Source organism: Cellulosimicrobium sp. PMB13 (genome assembly GCF_051294865.1).
GTDB lineage: Bacteria > Actinomycetota > Actinomycetes > Actinomycetales > Cellulomonadaceae > Cellulosimicrobium.
This window is the reverse complement of record NZ_CP145910.1, coordinates 1,576,778-1,592,556: the sequence shown is the minus strand read 5'-3', so window position 1 is coordinate 1,592,556 and position 15,779 is coordinate 1,576,778. Positions and strand designations below refer to the sequence as shown.

Sequence of the window (15,779 nt, the reverse complement as noted above, 5' to 3'; positions counted from 1 at the left end):
GAGCCTACGAGCCTCCGGGCGTCGTGCCCGTCCGGCACGGCGGTCCGGCACGTCCCGACCGCGGTGCTACCTCGCGGTCAGGCGAGCTCCGGACGGCGCGCGACGGTCAGAACGTGGGTGTCCGGCCAGTCGACGGGCTCGCCGGTCGCGGCGTCGTGCAGGGTCGCCACGGGCGCGAACGCGTGCTCGACGAGCCAGTCGTTGCGCCAGGCGCCGCTGCCGGGCTCGAGCTCGAAGCCCGCCTCCACCAGCAGCGACTCCCACGCCGGGCCGCTGAGGTCGCAGAACCGCTCGTGCGCCTCCGACAGCCAGTTGTCGACGTAGTCCTTGCGCGTGAGGAACTCCATCGCCTCGCGCAGCGTGAGCCGCCAGCGTCCGCCACCGAGCGGCTCGGGCGCGAACGCCGCGCCCGAGGACCGCGGGAAGTCGTGCGCGAACTGGGCGAGACGCGCGTCGGTCGACAGCCCGCCCACGTACGCCGCGACGTCCTCGCGCGCGAGCCCGTCGAGGTCGGTCCGCGCCCCGCCCGGGCCGTCCCCGGTCGCCGGGACGCCGTCGTCGGTCCGCAGCGTGAGCACGACGACGCGGCCCGGGTCCGCCGGCCCGCACACGTCCGAGTTGACCCAGACGCCGCCGGGCCGGGTGTGCCGCAGCACGCGGCGGGCGAACAGCCCGACGTCGCGCACGCCGTCGCCGTACGACGACACCTCGTGCGTGAGCGCGATGGTGAGCGTCGTGTCCACGGACGCGTCCGGCATCACGGACCGCGCGAGGATGTTCGCCTGCACGAACCACACGTTCGGGTTGGCGAAGACGCCCTGCGCCTTCTTGTGCTCGGCCTCGGCGACGAGGTGGCGCGCGACGTCGACGCCGAACAGGTCGGACTCGTGCAGGCGCGGCTCGCGCGCTGCGTGCTCGAGCAGACCGCCCGTGGCGCACCCGATGTCCACGACGCGCCCCGGGCGCACGTGCGGCGCGACCTGAGCCCACTTGCGCGCCGACGCCTCCTCGAACGCGGCCGCGTACGTGCGGTAGTCGCGCGTCGTCGTGAGGTCGCCGTCCCCCGAGACGACAGGGTCGGCGAAGATCTCGCGCACGTGCTCGACGAGGCCGTAGCGCGCGTAGAAGTCGGGCACCGCGGGGTGCGCCACCTCGCGCCAGCGTTCGTCCCCCGCGGCGAGGAGCTCGACGAGGTCCCAGGGCCGCGCGACCGCCTCGCCCACCGAGGGTGCGCCGCCGCGGTCGTCGTCCTCCGCCGCGTCGAGCTCGACGCCCGCGACGCGGAAGCCCAGCTCCCGGTAGGCGTCGATCAGGGACGGCGTCGAGCAGGCCACGACGGTGTCGGCGGGCGTGGGCTCGCGCCCCGTGCCCGTCGCGACGCTCGTCACGACGAGGGTCGCGAAGCGCGGGCTCGGCGCGGCGTCCGGCACGGGGACGACGACGCTCGGCAGGCCCTCACGCACGGCGACGTTCTCGATCAGCGCCTCGCGCCGGTGCCCCGGCAGCGGGTTGCGCCGCGTGCCCGAGTGGTTGGCGGAGGTCACGACCCAGACGACCTCGACGTCGGGGGCGCAGCGGACGCGCCGCCCGTCGAGGTCCCGGACGAGCCCGGCGCGCAGGGCCCGCAGGTAGTCGACCTGGAACCGTGTGACGAGGTGGTGGCGGCCGGGGAAGAGGATGCGGCGGACGACGCCGTCGGTCGGGTGCACGGGCCAACGGTGCTGGTCCCGGCCCCGGTAGCGCAAGCCGGCGGGCGGGGAGGGCCCTGGTCACGAGACGCCGGCGCGGCCGTCCTGGACGCTCGTCCACGATGCGATGGGCACCTCACCTGTGGCACGGTGGTCGCGATGTTCTGGATGATCGCAGGGGCTGTGCTCGTCGTGTCCGGCCTCGCGGTCTCCGCGGCGGCCGTCCGCGCCACGCCCCGGGACCGGTCGACGGGCGCGAACGGCCTCGCGATCGGCTGCGGCGCGGGGCTCGTCCTCTGGGGTGTGATCGCTCTCGTCGTCGCGCTCGCGCTGCGCTCCTGAGACGGTGCCGGTCCGCGCCGGCTCGTGCCGGCTCGTGCCAGCTCGTGCCAGCTCGTGCCGGCTCGTGCCGGACCGCGCGATCCGTGCGACGGTGGACGCAGGCTCACCGAGGAGGACGACGATGGACGTGCTCTCCGCCCACGGGGACGCGATCGGCGCGTTCGACGCACGCGTGCGTCCGCTGACCGACGACGACTGGCCCCGGCGCACCCCCGACGACGACTGGACGGTGCGCGACCTCGTCAACCACCTGACGGCCGAGCAGCTCTGGGCGCCCGAGCTCCTCGCGGGCCGGACCCTCGCCGAGGTCGGCCCGGTGCTGGACGGCGACGTGCTGGGCGACGACCCGGTCGACCGCTGGGTCGACGCGTCCGTGCAGGCTCGTGAGGCGTTCCTCGCGCCGGACGCGCTGGACCGCGTCGTGCACCTGTCGTACGGGGACACGTCGGCGGCGGAGTACTGCGCGCAGATGACGTTCGACCTCGTGGTCCACGCGTGGGACCTCGCCCGGGCGACGGGCGGTGACGAGGACGTGGACCCCGCGCTCGTCGCGTGGGCCCTGCACTACGCCGAGGCGCGCTCGACGCTGCTCGACCCGGGCCCGCTGTTCCGCGGCCCGCTCGACGTCGAGGACGACGCGGACGACCTCACGCGCCTGCTCGCCCTCACGGGCCGCCGCCGCTGACCGACCAGGGACTCCGGCAGGTCAGGAGGTCGAGGTCTCCCCCGCGGCGTCGCACAGCTCGCGGTACTCCGTGAGGCCCTCGCGCGCCGAGGCGATGTCGAGGTCGACGGACTCCTCCGTCCCGGTGTCGAGGTTCTCCTGGAGCTGGAGGAACGGCACGCGCACCTTCTCGACCGCGCCCTCGAACTCCGTCGGCACCGTCACCGAGAGGCTGCCGAGCTCGATCCCGACCGCGGTCATCGTGCCGACGGTGTCGGTGCCCGCGCCGTCCTCGCTGATGCCGACGAGCGCGGCGACGACGCGGCGCTCGAGCGGCTCGCCGCCGTCGACGTACATCGCGGCGCACGCCTGCTGCGCCGTCAGCGTCTCGTCCGGGCTCGCGGTGCCGTCCGTCTCCTCGGCGCCCGCGTCCGTCGACGCGGTGTCCGACGGCGTGTCCGACGGCGAGGCCGACGCCGCGTCCGACGGCGTGGGGTCGGTCGGCTCGTCGGGTCCGCCCGAGCAGGCGGTGAGCAGGGCGGCGCAGAGCACACCGGCGACGACGACGGCAGAACGGGACAGGGCAGGTCGGGGCGAGGCGGGTCGGAGGGCCATGGACAGCATGGAACCACCCGCACCGGCGAGCGCCCAAGCCGGGGCGGCCGAGTGAACGGCGGGCGAAGGGTCGGCGACGGGCGGCCCGGGGGCCTGGCGCGCCACCGCTCGCGTGGCGAGACTGGCGCTATGACCCTCGACGACGTGCCCCGGCTCCTGCTCCCGGTGACGGCCCGCGGGGGGCGACCGGCCGTCGTCGCGCACCGCGGGAGCTCGTCCGTCGCCCCGCAGAACACGCTGGCCGCGTTCGAGTCGGCGTGGCGCGCGGGTGCCGACGCGATCGAGCTCGACGTGCACCTCACGGCGGACCGTCGCGTCGTCGTGCTCCACGACGACACCGTCGACGAGACGACCGACGGCACGGGTCGTGTCGCCGACCTGACGCTCGGAGCGCTGCGCGGCCTCGACGCCGGGGCGTCCTTCTCGCGGGCCTACGCGGGACAGCGCGTCCCCACGTTCGAGGACGTCACGCGCCTCGTCGCGGAGCGGCCGGGCATCGACCTGCTCGTCGAGCTCAAGGGCACCTGGACGGCCGACGACGCCCGGCTCGTGGCGAAGGAGGTCGACGCCGCGGGGCTCGCCGGGCGCGTCGTCGTGCAGTCGTTCTGGCCGTCCACGGTCGCCGCGCTGCGCGACGCCGCACCGCACCTCGCGCGCGCCCTCCTCCTCGCCCTGCGCCCGGACAGCACGGACGAGCTCGTGCGCGTCTGCTCCGAGCTGGACGTCGTGGCGTGCAACCCGGAGCTCGCGCTGCTGGGGCGCGAGCCCGGGCTCGTGGACGTGCTGCACGGCGCCGGTCTGCGCGTCCTCGTGTGGACGGCGGACGAGCCCGGGGAGTGGCTCGACCTGCTCCGCCGCGGGGTCGACGGCGTCGTCACGGACCGGCCCGACCGCCTCGCGGGCTGGCTCGACGGCCGCCTCGGCACCCCCGGGGCGCCTCTCGCCGGGTGAGGCGCCGCCGCGCGCCCTAGCCTCGACGGATGAGCGCGACGTCACCGACCCCGGTGCCCGAACCCGCCCCGACCGCCCCGGCCCCCGCCGCGACCGCCCCGACCGAGGCCCGCACGCCCACGGTGTGCGTCCTCGCCCTCACGCCGCTGCTCACGATCGAGATCGAGCCCGCGGGCCCGCACGAGTCGTCGCCCGAGGTCCACGTCCACCCGGGCGGGCAGGGGCTGTGGCTCGGGCGCATGGCGTACTCCCTCGGCGCGCGCGTCGTCGTGTGCGGGCCGTTCGGCGGGGAGACCGGCACGGTCGCCGCGCACCTCGCGCGCGCCGAGAACCTCGAGCTGCGCACGGTCGGCACGGGGGGCAACGGCGCGTTCGTCCACGACCGCCGCAGCGGCGAGCGCACCGAGGTCGTGACGATGGACCCGTACCCGCTCAACCGGCACGAGGTCGACGACCTGTACAGCACGGTCCTCGTCAGCGCGCTCGACGCCGCCGTCACGATCCTCACGGGCTCCGAGACGGCGGTCGGCGTGCCCGCGTCGTTCTTCGGCCGGCTCGCGCGCGACCTGCACGCGTCCGACCGCCAGGTCGTCGCCGACCTGTCCCGCGACCAGGCGCGCGCGGTCTGCGACGCGCCCGGTGTCGTGCTGAAGATGAGCCACGAGGAGCTCGTGGACGGCGGGTTCAGCGACGACGACTCGGAGACCGCCCTGCTCGCCTCCGCCCGGGACATGGTCGACGCCGGGGTGCGGGCCGTCGTCGTCTCGCGCGCGCAGGACCCCACGCTCCTCGTGACCCGGGAGCACACCTACCGGGTCACGACGCCGCGCGTCACGACCGTCGACCACCGCGGCGCCGGCGACTCGATGACGGCCGGGATCGCCGTCGGGCTGGGGCGCGGTCTCGAGCTGCCCGACGCGGTCCGCATCGGGGCCGCCGCGGGGGCGCTCAACGTCACGCGGCGCGGCCTCGGCACCGGTCGCCGCGACCAGATCGAACGCTTCGCGCGGCGTGTCACGGTGCGCGAGGCGTCCTGACCGACCGACGACCCACCCGGAGGACATCGTGCACGCACTCGTGACCAACGACGACGGGATCGACTCCCCCGGCCTGGCCGTGCTGGCGGGCGCGGCGCTCGACGCCGGCTACGACGTGACCGTCGCCGCCCCGGCGCGCGAGTCCTCCGGGGCGAGCGCGTCCCTGCTCGGGGCGGAGCACGACGGACGCCTCGTCGTCGAGCCGCGGGACGCGCCCGGGCTGCCCGACGGCGTGACGTCGTCCTTCGCCGTGCGCGCCGCGCCCGCGCTCATCGCGTTCGTCGCCGCGTACGGCGGCTTCGGCCCGAAGCCCGACCTCGTGCTCTCGGGCGTGAACAAGGGTGCGAACACGGGCAACGCGATCCTGCACTCGGGCACCGTCGGCGCGGCGCTGTCCGCGACGACGCACGGCATCACGTCGATCGCCGTCTCGGTCGACGCCGCCGAGCCGCGGCACTGGGAGACCGCGCGGCTGGTCACGGACCACGTGCTCGACTGGGTCCGCAGCACGCCCCTCGACGGGCGCACGCTCAACGTCAACGTCCCGGACTGCCCCCCGGACCGGCTCCGCGGGCTGCGCTCCGCGCCGCTCGCGACGTTCGGCCTCGTGCAGGCGCGCGTGCACGAGGACGGCGACCGCCACCTCATGCTCCAGTACTCCGGGACGGAGCGGCACTCGGAGCCCGAGTCGGACACCGGCCTGCTGACGCGCGGCTGGGCCACGGCCACCCTGCTGCGAGCGCCGTTCGCCGACGCGAGCGTCGAGATCCCCGGGCTGGGGTAGCCCCTCCGTCTCTGCTCGTCGTCCGCCGAGCACGGGGTTCGCCACCGGATCGCGCCGGATCCGGTGGTCAGTCGCGTGCTCGGCGGTCGCCGTCCCCGTGGTCGACGTCGCGGGTGCCGCTCCCGTCGTCGTCCCGGGCGTCCGCCGTGCCGTGGGCGGACTCCTCCTCCACGCGCGCGTGCTCGGCCGTGCGCTCGCGCTCCTCGATGACGTCCTGGCCCGGGCCGGCGAAGGCCTTCGAGCGCTCCTCGCCCTCGGCGCTGCCGCTGAAGAACGCCGACTCGGCGGCCTCCGGCAGGGCGTCGTCGTCGTGCCCGACGGCGGGCAGCACGCGGGTCTCGCCCGGCGCCCCGCTCCCCGGGCCGGGGACGACGCCGACGAGCCGCGTCGGGTCCTCGCTCGGCGCGGCTCCCGCCCTTCCGGCACGACGGATCGTGCCGAGCACGACGGGCGCGTCGGCGCGTCGCGAGCCGCGGTCCGGGGGGAGCCGGGGCGGGCGCGCGGGCGCGACCCGCGGCGGCTCGTCGTCGGCGCGGTCGCCCTCCTCGTCCGGACGCCCGTCCGTGGGTCGGCCGGGTCCCGGGCCGCCGGCCGGGGCGTCGTCCGGGTGCGCGGCGAGCGCGGGCCTCCCCGCGTCGTCGGGCACGGTCGTGGCGGCACCCTCCCACCGGGTGCGCGGGAGTCCCTGCGGCGCCGCCCGCTGCAGCCAGTCCACGAGGCCCTCACGGACGAAGCAGCGCAGGTCGAACAGCGTCGGGGCGTCGTGCGCGCTGACGAGAGCGCGCACGCGCACGAGCCCCCCGACCGCGTCCGTCACCTGGAGGATCCCGACGCGCTCGTCCCACAGGTCCGTGAGGGCGAGCAGCCGCTTCAGCTCGGCACGCATCGCGCCCACGGGCACCTCGAAGTCGAGGTCGAGCTCGACCGTGCCGAGCAGGTCCGCGGCACGCCGCGTCCAGTTCTGGAACGGCGTCGTCGTGAAATACGTCGACGGGAGGATGAGCCGCCGGTCGTCCCACAGGTGCACCACGACGTACGTCATGGTGATCTCCTCGATCCGGCCCCACTCGCCCTCGAGCACGACGACGTCGTCCACACGGATCGCGTCGGTGAACGCGATCTGCATCCCCGCGAAGACGTTCGCCAGCGACGTCTGCGCGGCGAGCCCGGCGACGATCGAGATGAGGCCGGCCGACGCGAGGAGGCTCGCCCCGGCGGCGCGCGCCTCCGGGAACGTGAGCAGCACGCCCGCGATCGCGCACACGATGATGACGGCGACCGTGAGCCGGCGGAGCACGGTGATCTGCGTCCGCACGCGGCGCGCGTGCCGGTTGTCCGCGGTGTCCATGCGGTAGCGCTGCAGGGCCGAGTCCTCGAGCACGAACGCGAACGCGCCGACCCACCACGCCCCGACGCCGATGAGGGTGATGAGGAGCAGGTGCTCGACGACGGGCAGCCACGGCGTCGACGCGTCGGTCGTCAGGCGCACCGCGATCCACCCCGCGAGGACCATGAGGACGGCACGGTCCGGGCGGCGCAGGCGCCGCGAGAGGTCGCGCATGAGCTCGCTGCGCCGACCGAGGCGCCGGACCACGGCCGACAGGATCGTGCCGAGCAGGAACGCGACCACGATCCCCGCGGCCACGGCACCCAGCGTCACGACGACGTCCGTGGCGTTCTCGATCTCCGGTTCCATCCCCCCAACGTAGGCAGGAGGCGCGGCCGGCGCGCGAGGCGGCGACGAGACGCCCGTCACGGGCGGCCGGGCGCGCGACGGGCGCCCGCTCGGCGCCGGGCCTACCGTGGGCGCATGATCTCGTGGGACCTCGCCCTCTCCCTGCGCGACGCCGGCCTCCGCTGGTCCCCCGCCTCCGGCGACCGGTTCCGGCTGCTGGCGACCGGGCGGGACGGCGACGTCTTCACGGTGAGCGACATGACGATCGAGCCGCACGAGTTCGACACGGGCGTCGTGCTCGGCTTCAACGGCACGACGGAGTGGGCGCTGGACTCCGTCGCGCTCGAGGACGCGCTGTGGCACCCCCTCGAGAATCAGCTGCGCGAGCTGCTCGGCGGCACGTTCCGGCGCCTCGAGCGGACGGGCGAGGGGTACGTCGTGCGCACCGTGCTGCTCGACGACGCCGCGACCTACGCCGCCGCGGAGCCCGCCGACGCGTACGGCCAGGCGCTGCTCGCCCTCGTCAGGGCCAGCGCCGGAGACCGCTCCTGACCGGGGCCGGGAACCGTCGGTGGCGGGACGGGCTGCGCGGTGCACCGGCCACGTTCCGCAGGATCCTGCACGCCCTCGGCAGGGACCCTGGTCCCGAGGACGTCGCGGAGCCGCCCGACGTCCCGCCCGACCTCGTCCCGCTGCTGCGCGCGCTCGGCCGCGACCTGCTCGACTCCGGCCAGTCCGTGACGGACGTGGAGGAGGCTCTGGAAGCCGTCGCACAGCGGTACGGGGCGACGACGGTCGGGACGCTCGTCCTGCCCACGGGCGTGTTCGTGCGGGTGAGCACGGCGGGCGGCACGCTCACCGACTTCGCCGCCGCCGCGGGGAGCGGGCTGAACCTCGACCAGATCGGCGCGATCTACACGCTCGTCCGGCGCCTGCGGACGACCGACGTGCCGCTCGCCGACGCGCGCTCCGAGCTCCGCGCGATCCGCGCGCGACCGCCCCGCTTCGGCGCGGTGGTGACGATCCTCGGGCACGGTCTCCTCACCGTCGGCTTCGGCCTCGTGCTCAACCCGACGGCCCACCTGCTCCCGGTCTACCTCGTGCTCGGGATCTTCGTCGGCGCGCTGCGCTGGCTCGGGTCGCGGTGGCCGACCCTCGGTACCGCGCTGCCGGTCGTCGCAGCGTTCCTCGTCACGGTCGTCGCGATCGACGTCGTGCAGCCCTGGCTCGGCGACGAGCCGCTGAGCGTCCTGGTCCCCCCGCTCGTGTCCTTCCTGCCGGGCGCGGTGCTGACCGTCGCCGCGATCGAGCTGACCGGCAACCAGATCGTCGCGGGCGCGAGCCGGCTCGTGTACGGGGTGGCCCAGCTCCTGCTCCTCGTCTTCGGCGTCATCGCCGGCGCCGCGGTCGCGGGCCGGCTCGACGCCGCGACCGCGCAGCCGACGCCCGTCTGGTGGGCGCCGTGGCTCGGCGTGCTCGTCGTCGGGGTCGGGCAGATGTACTTCGCGTCGACGCCGCGCGGCTCGCTGCCGTGGGTGTGGGTCGTGCTGCTCGGCGCGTACGCCGCCCAGCTCCTCGGCGCGCTGGCCGCCGACCCGCTCGCGGGCTTCGTCGGGGCGCTCGCCGTGGTGCCCCTCGCGGCGCTCGTGGAGCGCACGCGGACCGGTCCGCCTGCGGTGGTCACGACCCTGCCCGCGTTCTGGCTCCTCGTCCCCGGGGCGCTGAGCCTGCTCGGCCTCTCGGACCTCGTGAGCGGCGGGGCCGAGGCCGCGCAGGAGCTCGCGAACGCGGCGGTCGCGGTCTTCGGGATCGCGCTCGGGACGCTCGTCGGCAGCGGCGTCACCCGGGACGCGAGTCGCGTGACACGTACCCTCTTCACATCCTGAGCACGGACCTCCCACCCCATTCGCGACGCATCCCCGCGGAAATGGTCACGGCTGGACGTCCGTCTAGTTGACGATTGAACGGTCGGTAGGGGTCGCCTCGCGAGCCCGGCAGCCGACCTCGTGGTGCGAGGGCCTGAGCGTCCCGCCACGACACGCACGCCGTCGTGGTCACCGCGCCCGCCCTCCGTCCGGCCGCCCCTGCCCGGGGTGGTCCACCGGGCCCCGTCGACCACGACCCGACGATCGGACCCTGGTTTGACTCTGCTGCACCACGACGCCCGCGGTACCCGCCGGCCGACCACCGGCGAGGACCGCTAGATGGGCCGCCACTCCGCCCCGCGCACCTCGCTGCGCTCGACCCTCGGCGCCACGGCTCGCCTCGAAGCCCTCGCGGCGCGCCCCGTGACGGGCCCGCGCGCCCGGCGCACCGCCGTCGGGACCGGCGCCGCCCTCGCGGCCGTCGCCCTCACGGCGACCACGGCCGCTGCCGCCTTCGTCGACCCCGCCGGAACCCCGGCGCAGGGCACGACGACGCCTGCGCCGACGACGACCTCCCCCCTGCAGACGAACGGGGCGCCGGTCGTCGTCGCCGACCCCGCGGTGATCGAGGCCGCGAGCGACGCGCTCGTGCGCGCCGAGTACGTCACGAGCGAGCAGGCGGCCTCCCTCCCCGCCGACCAGGCCGCGAAGATCGAGGAGACGCGGACGCGACTCTCCGAGGCGATCTCCGCGAACGACGGCTCGACCGACGTGATCGCCGGCGCCACGGACGCGCCGGAGGGCGCGGACGCCGTAGCCGCCGACGCTGCGGCTGACGCTGCGCCCACCGAGGATGCCGATTCCGAGGACGCACGTTCGGAGGACGCCGGGGCGACGGACGCCGCAGGTGCCGACGACACCGGACTCGCGGCGCGCGGCACCGAGAAGGCGAGCCGCAGCTCGGAGCGCACCCACCTCGACACGCTCGCCGCACCCCTCGGCGGCGCGCTCGACCTCCCCATGCCGCTGGAGCCGGTGTCCGCCGCCGAGGACACGACATCCGCCGGGTCGTCCGACGACTCGACGGCGGCGAAGGACGAGACCGCCGCGGCCGAGGCGGCGAGCGCCGACGGCGCGGCCGCGGACACGCCCGATGCGTCCGACCCCGCCGACACCGCCGCGGAGAAGGCTGCCGCGAAGGCTGCCGCTGACGAGGAGACCGCCACGGCGGCCGACGCCGAGGCCGAGGCCGCGGCCGTGCCGGCGAGCGCCGACGAGATCACGGCGCTGACGGCCGAGCTCCGCACGCTGCTCGACGCGACGGAGGCCGGGATCGCCGTCGAGGTGGTCCCCGGCCCGCCGTCCGCCGCAGAGGTGGCTGCCCAGCTCGACCAGTGGGCGTCGTCCACGGCCGGGTACGGCAACGGCCAGATCCCCGCCGAGTCCCTCTGCGAGCTGTCGTTCGCCCCCGGCGAGATGCTGCGCTGCGACGCGGACTTCCAGATCGAGGCTCTCAACCTCAAGTACCGCGAGGCGTTCGGCACGGACCTGTCGGTCACCGACTCGTACCGGTCGTACGGCTCCCAGGTCGCGGTGAAGGCGTCGCGGGGCCACTTCGCCGCGACCCCGGGGACGTCGAACCACGGGTGGGGTCTCGCGCTCGACCTCGGGGGCGGGGTGCAGAGCTTCGGGTCCGCGCAGTACGCGTGGCTGCGGGCGAACGGCCCTGCGTTCGGCTGGGACAACCCCGAGTTCGCTCGTGCCGGCGGTTCGCTCCCCGAGGCATGGCACTGGGAGTACGGCGACCTCTCCTGACGACCGCCCTTCGACGGCTCGACGCCGATCCACGTCACCCCGCGACCGTTCCGGTCGCGGGGTGTCGTCGTCCCGGGGACCGGGCGTCGCCGCGCTACGGGGCCAGCGCGGCGTGCGGCGCTACGCGGCGAGCGCGTCCGCGATGAGGAGCATCGTCACGAGGAAGCCCGTCACCAGGTTGAGCCACAGGAACGTGCGCCACCCGGCGTTGGCGCGCTCGCAGTCGGCATCGCGCACGGCGCGGAAGCGCAGCACGTTGGCGACGTACGGGAGGGGCAGCAGCGCCGCGAGCGCTCCTGGCCACGGCAGGAGGGCGAGGACGACGGCCGCGGCGGCGTAGGCCCCGGCCGCCCCGAGCACCGTCGCGTGCGCCCCGACGACCGTCGCCACCGAGCCGATCCCCGCCTCCCGGTCGGCCTTCACGTCCTGCACGGCGCCGAAGGCGTGCGACGCCGCCCCCCAGAGGAAGAACCCCACGAGCACGGGCCACACGGTGCGCGACCCGAGGTCGGCGCCGACGAGCACGAGCGCGTAGAGCAGCGGCCCGACGAAGTGCATCGACGACGTCGCCGAGTCGAGGAACGGCCGCTCCTTGAACCGCAGCACGGGTGCCGAGTAGGCCACCACCAGGAACACCACGAGCGCGAGCACGAGGCCCGCGGCCACGTCGCCGAGCGCGAGGAGCCACACGACGAGCGGGACGTTGGTCAGCGCGCACGCCCACAGGATGCGCCGGTGCGTCGCACGCGCCGTCGCCGGGTCCGCGAGCGCGCCCTCGATCCCGCCCTTGCGCGGGTTCCGCAGGTCGCTCTCGTAGTCGAAGACGTCGTTCACGCCGTACATGAGCAGGTTGTACGGGCCGAGGAAGTACAGCGTGCCGACGACGAGCGCGACGTCGACGCGCCCGCCCGTCGCGACGAGGTACCCGGCGGCGAAGGGGTAGGCGGTGTTGATCCACGAGAACGGTCGCGACGCCGCGAGCACCTCCTTCACGACGCGTCCCCTCCGGCGGTGCCGTCCGGACCGGGGGTGCCGTCCGGTTCGGAGGTTCCGTCCGGACCGGCGGCACGACGACGGCCCAGCACCGTCCACAGCACCGGTATGCCGAGCGCGGCGGCGACCGCGTAGGCGAAGTCCTCGAGCGGCGCGCCCCACAGGTACACACCGAGGATCTTGTCCGGGTCGTAGACGTACAGGTCGGCGGCGATCATCAGCGTGTCGAACACGAGCGTGAGCACGCACAGCACGAGCACCGTGAGGGCGAGCGGCGCGGGCCGCAGGCGGCGCAGCACGCGCCACGACACCGCGACGAGCACGACCAGCACGATCGCGTTGAGCACGATGTTCGTCATGCGCCACCGCCTCGTGGTGCGGCCTCGTCGGCCGGTGTCCGCCACCGCAGCACCTGCTCGAGCAGCCGCCACACGACGAGCGCGACGTAGCAGAGCAGCGTGAGGAAGAAGACCTCCTCGATCGGGAGGTCCGGCGCGAGCAGGATGCCCGTCATCCACGGGCTCTCGCCGCGCGCGAAGATGCCGAGCACGAGCCCGGCGACGTCCCACAGGAGGAAGCCGACGACGCCCAGCCCGACGGTGAGCGCGGCGCGGCGCGCGTCGTGCCAGAAGGCGAGGCGGAACCGGTGGTCGATCACGGCCATGCCGCCGATCGACACGGCGAGCGCGCCGAGGTAGGCCAGTCCGGTCACCCCCGCGTCACCGCCGCACCGCGACGGGCGCGCCCAGGCGCTCGGGCCGCCGGCTCGCGTCGAGGAAGCCGGCCCGCAGCGGCGCCGGCAGCGGGCGCGCCGACGTCTCCCCGAGCAGCCGCTTGGCGACCAGCTCGGCGCTGATGAGGCACATCGGCAGTCCCACGCCCGGGATCGTGCCACCTCCTGCGTGGTAGAGCCCGTCGACGCGCGGCGACACCACCCCGGGCCGCCACAGCGCGGACTGGCGCAAGGTGTGCTCCATGCCGAGCGCGCCGCCGCGCCACGCCGACAGCTCGGTCGCGAAGTGCGCGGGCCCGAGGACGCGCCGGGTCACGACGCGGCCGGGCAGGTCGTCGATCCCCGCCCACGCGCCGACCTGGGCGAGGTAGCGGTCGGCGAGCCCCTCGAGCGCCCGTTGCGACGGGGCGTCGGCGCCGAGCGCGGGGTCCGCGGGGAACGGGACGAGCACGAAGAGGTTCTCGTGCCCGGGCGGCGCGGCCGGGCCGCCCGACGACGGCCCGTCCGTCGCGGTCGTGCGCGACACGTAGAGGGACGCCGGCTCGGGCACGCGCAGGCCGTTGACGGCGCTCCCCGCGTCCGTGCCGAGGATCGCCTCGAAGTTCCGGGGCCAGTCCCGCGTGAAGAACAGGGAGTGGTGCGCGAGCTCGGGCAGCTCGCCGCGCACCCCGGCGAGGACGAGCAGCGCCGAGACCCCCGGCCCGTGGTCGTCCCACCACGCCTCGGGCCGCGTCGACCAGCGCGGGTCAAGCAGCCGGGTCTCGGTGTGGTGCAGGTCCGCGGCGCTCACGACGACGTCGGCGGGGACCACCTCGCCCGTGGCGAGCCGGACGCCGGTGGCGCGCCCGCGGCGTCGGGCACCGGGCTCGACCTCGATCGCCTCGACCTCCACGCCCGTGCGGATGTCGACGCCCTCGGCGCGCGCGAGCCTCTCGATCGCCTCGATGACGGTGTACATCCCGCCGCGCGGGTACAGCACGCCGTCCACGAGGTCGAGGTGGCTCATGAGCGAGTAGAGCGCCGGGGCCCGGTACGGCGAGGACCCGAGGAAGACCGCGTGGTACCCGAGAACCTGGCGCAGCCGCGCGTCGTCGACCGTGCTGGCGGCGTGGTCGGCGAGGGTGCGCCCGAGCAGGCGCGCGAGCCGCGGCAGCCGCCGCAGGACGTCGGGCGACAGGGCGCGGTCCGGTCGCTCGAACGTCGTGTAGAGGAAGTGGTCGAGGGCGAGCCGGTACGCCTCGGAGGCGTCGTCGGCATAGGCACCCATCCGCTCGCCCGCGCCGGGCTCGAGCGCGTCGAACGCGGCGAGGGTCGCGGCGCGGTCCCGCGTGACCTCGAGGGTCGTGGCGTCCGCGCCGCCCGACGCCGCGCCCTCGGCGCCCGGCTCGAAGAAGACCCGGTACGCCGGGTCGAGGGGCACGAGGTCGACGTGGTCCTCCACGCGCTCGCCCAGCAGCGCGAAGAAGTGCTCGAACACCTCCGGCATGAAGTACCACGACGGCCCGGTGTCGAACCGGAACCCGTCGAGCTCGAGCGTGCCCGCGCGACCTCCGACCGTGTCGTGCCGTTCGAGCAGCGTGACGCGCGCCCCGCCGCGCGCGAGCAGGGCGGCCGTCGCGAGACCCGCGATACCGCCGCCGACGACCGCGACGCGCGGCGCCCTCACACGGCCGCCCGTACGCGCGCCGCGGGGGTCCTGGTCCGCTGCGTCGCGACCTGACCGAGGAGCTGCGTGCTCGCGGCGCGCGCCGCGAGCGCGATCTTCACGGGGTCCGCGACACGGACCCGCGCGCGCAGGATCTCCTCGGGCGGGGTCGCGCACAGCCGCGCGAGGAGCCGGTCGTAGACGGCGAGCGTCGCGGCGACGGCGACGCGGGCGCGCACGGGAAGTCCCGGCAGCGCCGCACGGGCGTCCGCGAGATCGGCCTCGACCTCGGCGCAGAACGCCTCGACGTCGCGCCGGCGGAGACGGTCGGGGACGACGCCCGGGAGATAGCGGCGTCCGAGGTCGGCGTAGTCGGTGCGCAGGTCGCGCAGGAAGTTGATCTTCTGGAACGCCGCGCCGAGCGCGCGGGCGCCGCGGACGGCCGTCTCGTCGGGGACGACCAGCGGCTCCCCGGAGCCGCGGTGGGCGTTGAGGAACACCGCGAGGCACATCAGCCCGACGACCTCCGCCGAGCCGTAGACGTACCGCTCGTAGCTCTCCCGGTCGTGCACCCGGACGGTGAGGTCGGTGCGCATCGACGCGAAGAACGGGTCGACCTCGTGGTGCCCGATCCCGCAGCGGCGCGCCGTGCGGGCGAAGGAGTGCACGACGAGGTTCGTCGACCACCCGGACACCAGCGCTCGCGTCGTCTCGGCCTGGAGCTCGTCGAGGAGCTCCGCCGCGCCCGCGCCGCGCCGCGTGTCCACGACCTCGTCGGCGATGCGCACGAGCCCGTAGACGGCGTCGATGCCGCGGCGCGTCTGCCGGTCGAGCAGCCGGGCGCCGAGCCCGAACGATGTCGAGTACGACGACAGCACGATCCTGCTGGTGCGTGCTGCCGTGCGGTCGTACAGGTCGTGCTCGGCGCCCACGCCATCACCCCGTCCGGATCGTCGAGGAAGCTCGTGGCGC

General features: G+C 75.5%; 16 protein-coding genes. 8 read left to right on the top strand and 8 right to left on the bottom strand.

Features of this window, described 5'->3' with window-relative positions; all coding sequences use genetic code 11:
• Positions 1-77: 77 nt before the first annotated feature.
• Positions 78-1,709, bottom strand: coding sequence for a class I SAM-dependent methyltransferase (locus V5D56_RS07415; RefSeq protein ID WP_435738402.1), 1,632 nt, complete (start codon positions 1,707-1,709; stop codon positions 78-80).
• 138 nt (positions 1,710-1,847) lie between these two features.
• Between V5D56_RS07415 and V5D56_RS07410 the strand changes: the two genes are divergently transcribed.
• Both V5D56_RS07410 and V5D56_RS07405 read left to right on the top strand, forming a co-directional pair.
• On the top strand, positions 1,848-2,030 hold the full coding sequence (locus V5D56_RS07410; protein ID WP_435738401.1) for a hypothetical protein: 183 nt from the start codon (positions 1,848-1,850) through the stop codon (positions 2,028-2,030).
• A gap of 121 nt (positions 2,031-2,151) precedes the next feature.
• Positions 2,152-2,715 carry a TIGR03086 family metal-binding protein gene (locus tag V5D56_RS07405; protein ID WP_435738400.1) on the top strand — a complete coding sequence of 188 codons (564 nt, stop codon included), beginning with the start codon at positions 2,152-2,154 and terminating at the stop codon, positions 2,713-2,715.
• 21 nt (positions 2,716-2,736) lie between these two features.
• Here V5D56_RS07405 and V5D56_RS07400 read toward each other — a convergent pair whose 3' ends face one another.
• Complete coding sequence (locus V5D56_RS07400; RefSeq protein ID WP_435738399.1) at positions 2,737-3,309, bottom strand: hypothetical protein; 573 nt, start codon at positions 3,307-3,309, stop codon at positions 2,737-2,739.
• Positions 3,310-3,438: 129 nt separating this feature from the next.
• Between V5D56_RS07400 and V5D56_RS07395 the strand changes: the two genes are divergently transcribed.
• Genes V5D56_RS07395 through surE form a run of 3 tightly spaced genes read left to right on the top strand, consistent with a single transcriptional unit; the run spans position 3,439 to position 6,081 of the window.
• Positions 3,439-4,260 carry a glycerophosphodiester phosphodiesterase gene (locus tag V5D56_RS07395; protein WP_435738398.1) on the top strand — a complete coding sequence of 274 codons (822 nt, stop codon included), beginning with the start codon at positions 3,439-3,441 and terminating at the stop codon, positions 4,258-4,260.
• 29 nt (positions 4,261-4,289) lie between these two features.
• The gene (locus V5D56_RS07390; protein ID WP_435738397.1) at positions 4,290-5,297 is read left to right on the top strand and encodes a 1-phosphofructokinase family hexose kinase; all 1,008 of its coding nucleotides are present in this window, start codon (positions 4,290-4,292) and stop codon (positions 5,295-5,297) included.
• A gap of 28 nt (positions 5,298-5,325) precedes the next feature.
• Positions 5,326-6,081 (top strand): 5'/3'-nucleotidase SurE, encoded by a 756-nt coding sequence (gene surE / locus V5D56_RS07385; protein WP_435738396.1) that lies wholly within the window; start codon positions 5,326-5,328, stop codon positions 6,079-6,081.
• A gap of 67 nt (positions 6,082-6,148) precedes the next feature.
• Here the strand turns inward: surE and V5D56_RS07380 are convergent, their stop codons facing one another.
• On the bottom strand, positions 6,149-7,777 hold the full coding sequence (locus V5D56_RS07380) for a mechanosensitive ion channel domain-containing protein (RefSeq protein ID WP_435738395.1): 1,629 nt from the start codon (positions 7,775-7,777) through the stop codon (positions 6,149-6,151).
• 114 nt (positions 7,778-7,891) lie between these two features.
• Between V5D56_RS07380 and V5D56_RS07375 the strand changes: the two genes are divergently transcribed.
• From V5D56_RS07375 to V5D56_RS07365, 3 genes are all read left to right on the top strand, one after another.
• Entirely contained in the window at positions 7,892-8,308 is a 417-nt protein-coding gene (locus V5D56_RS07375) for a pilus assembly protein CpaE (RefSeq protein WP_435738394.1), read from the top strand.
• On the top strand, positions 8,305-9,642 hold the full coding sequence (locus tag V5D56_RS07370) for a threonine/serine ThrE exporter family protein (protein WP_435738973.1): 1,338 nt from the start codon (positions 8,305-8,307) through the stop codon (positions 9,640-9,642). The genes V5D56_RS07375 and V5D56_RS07370 overlap by 4 nt, the downstream gene beginning before the upstream one ends.
• A 318-nt stretch (positions 9,643-9,960) precedes the next feature.
• Positions 9,961-11,436: a M15 family metallopeptidase gene (locus tag V5D56_RS07365; RefSeq protein WP_435738393.1), complete on the top strand. Its 1,476-nt coding sequence runs from the start codon at positions 9,961-9,963 to the stop codon at positions 11,434-11,436.
• Positions 11,437-11,556: 120 nt separating this feature from the next.
• Here V5D56_RS07365 and V5D56_RS07360 read toward each other — a convergent pair whose 3' ends face one another.
• From V5D56_RS07360 to V5D56_RS07340, 5 genes are read right to left on the bottom strand one after another with little or no spacing between them, the layout of a single operon-like run.
• Entirely contained in the window at positions 11,557-12,429 is an 873-nt protein-coding gene (locus tag V5D56_RS07360; RefSeq protein ID WP_435738392.1) for a prenyltransferase, read from the bottom strand.
• On the bottom strand, positions 12,426-12,788 hold the full coding sequence (locus V5D56_RS07355) for a lycopene cyclase domain-containing protein (RefSeq protein WP_435738391.1): 363 nt from the start codon (positions 12,786-12,788) through the stop codon (positions 12,426-12,428). Before V5D56_RS07355 ends, V5D56_RS07360 begins: the two co-directional genes overlap by 4 nt.
• Positions 12,785-13,141 carry a lycopene cyclase domain-containing protein gene (locus V5D56_RS07350; RefSeq protein WP_435738390.1) on the bottom strand — a complete coding sequence of 119 codons (357 nt, stop codon included), beginning with the start codon at positions 13,139-13,141 and terminating at the stop codon, positions 12,785-12,787. Before V5D56_RS07350 ends, V5D56_RS07355 begins: the two co-directional genes overlap by 4 nt.
• Positions 13,142-13,148: 7 nt before the next feature.
• Positions 13,149-14,828, bottom strand: a complete 1,680-nt coding sequence (gene crtI, locus V5D56_RS07345; RefSeq protein WP_435738389.1) for a phytoene desaturase family protein — start codon at positions 14,826-14,828, stop codon at positions 13,149-13,151.
• Entirely contained in the window at positions 14,825-15,739 is a 915-nt protein-coding gene (locus tag V5D56_RS07340) for a phytoene/squalene synthase family protein (protein WP_435738388.1), read from the bottom strand. The genes crtI and V5D56_RS07340 overlap by 4 nt, the downstream gene beginning before the upstream one ends.
• Positions 15,740-15,779 lie beyond the last annotated feature (40 nt).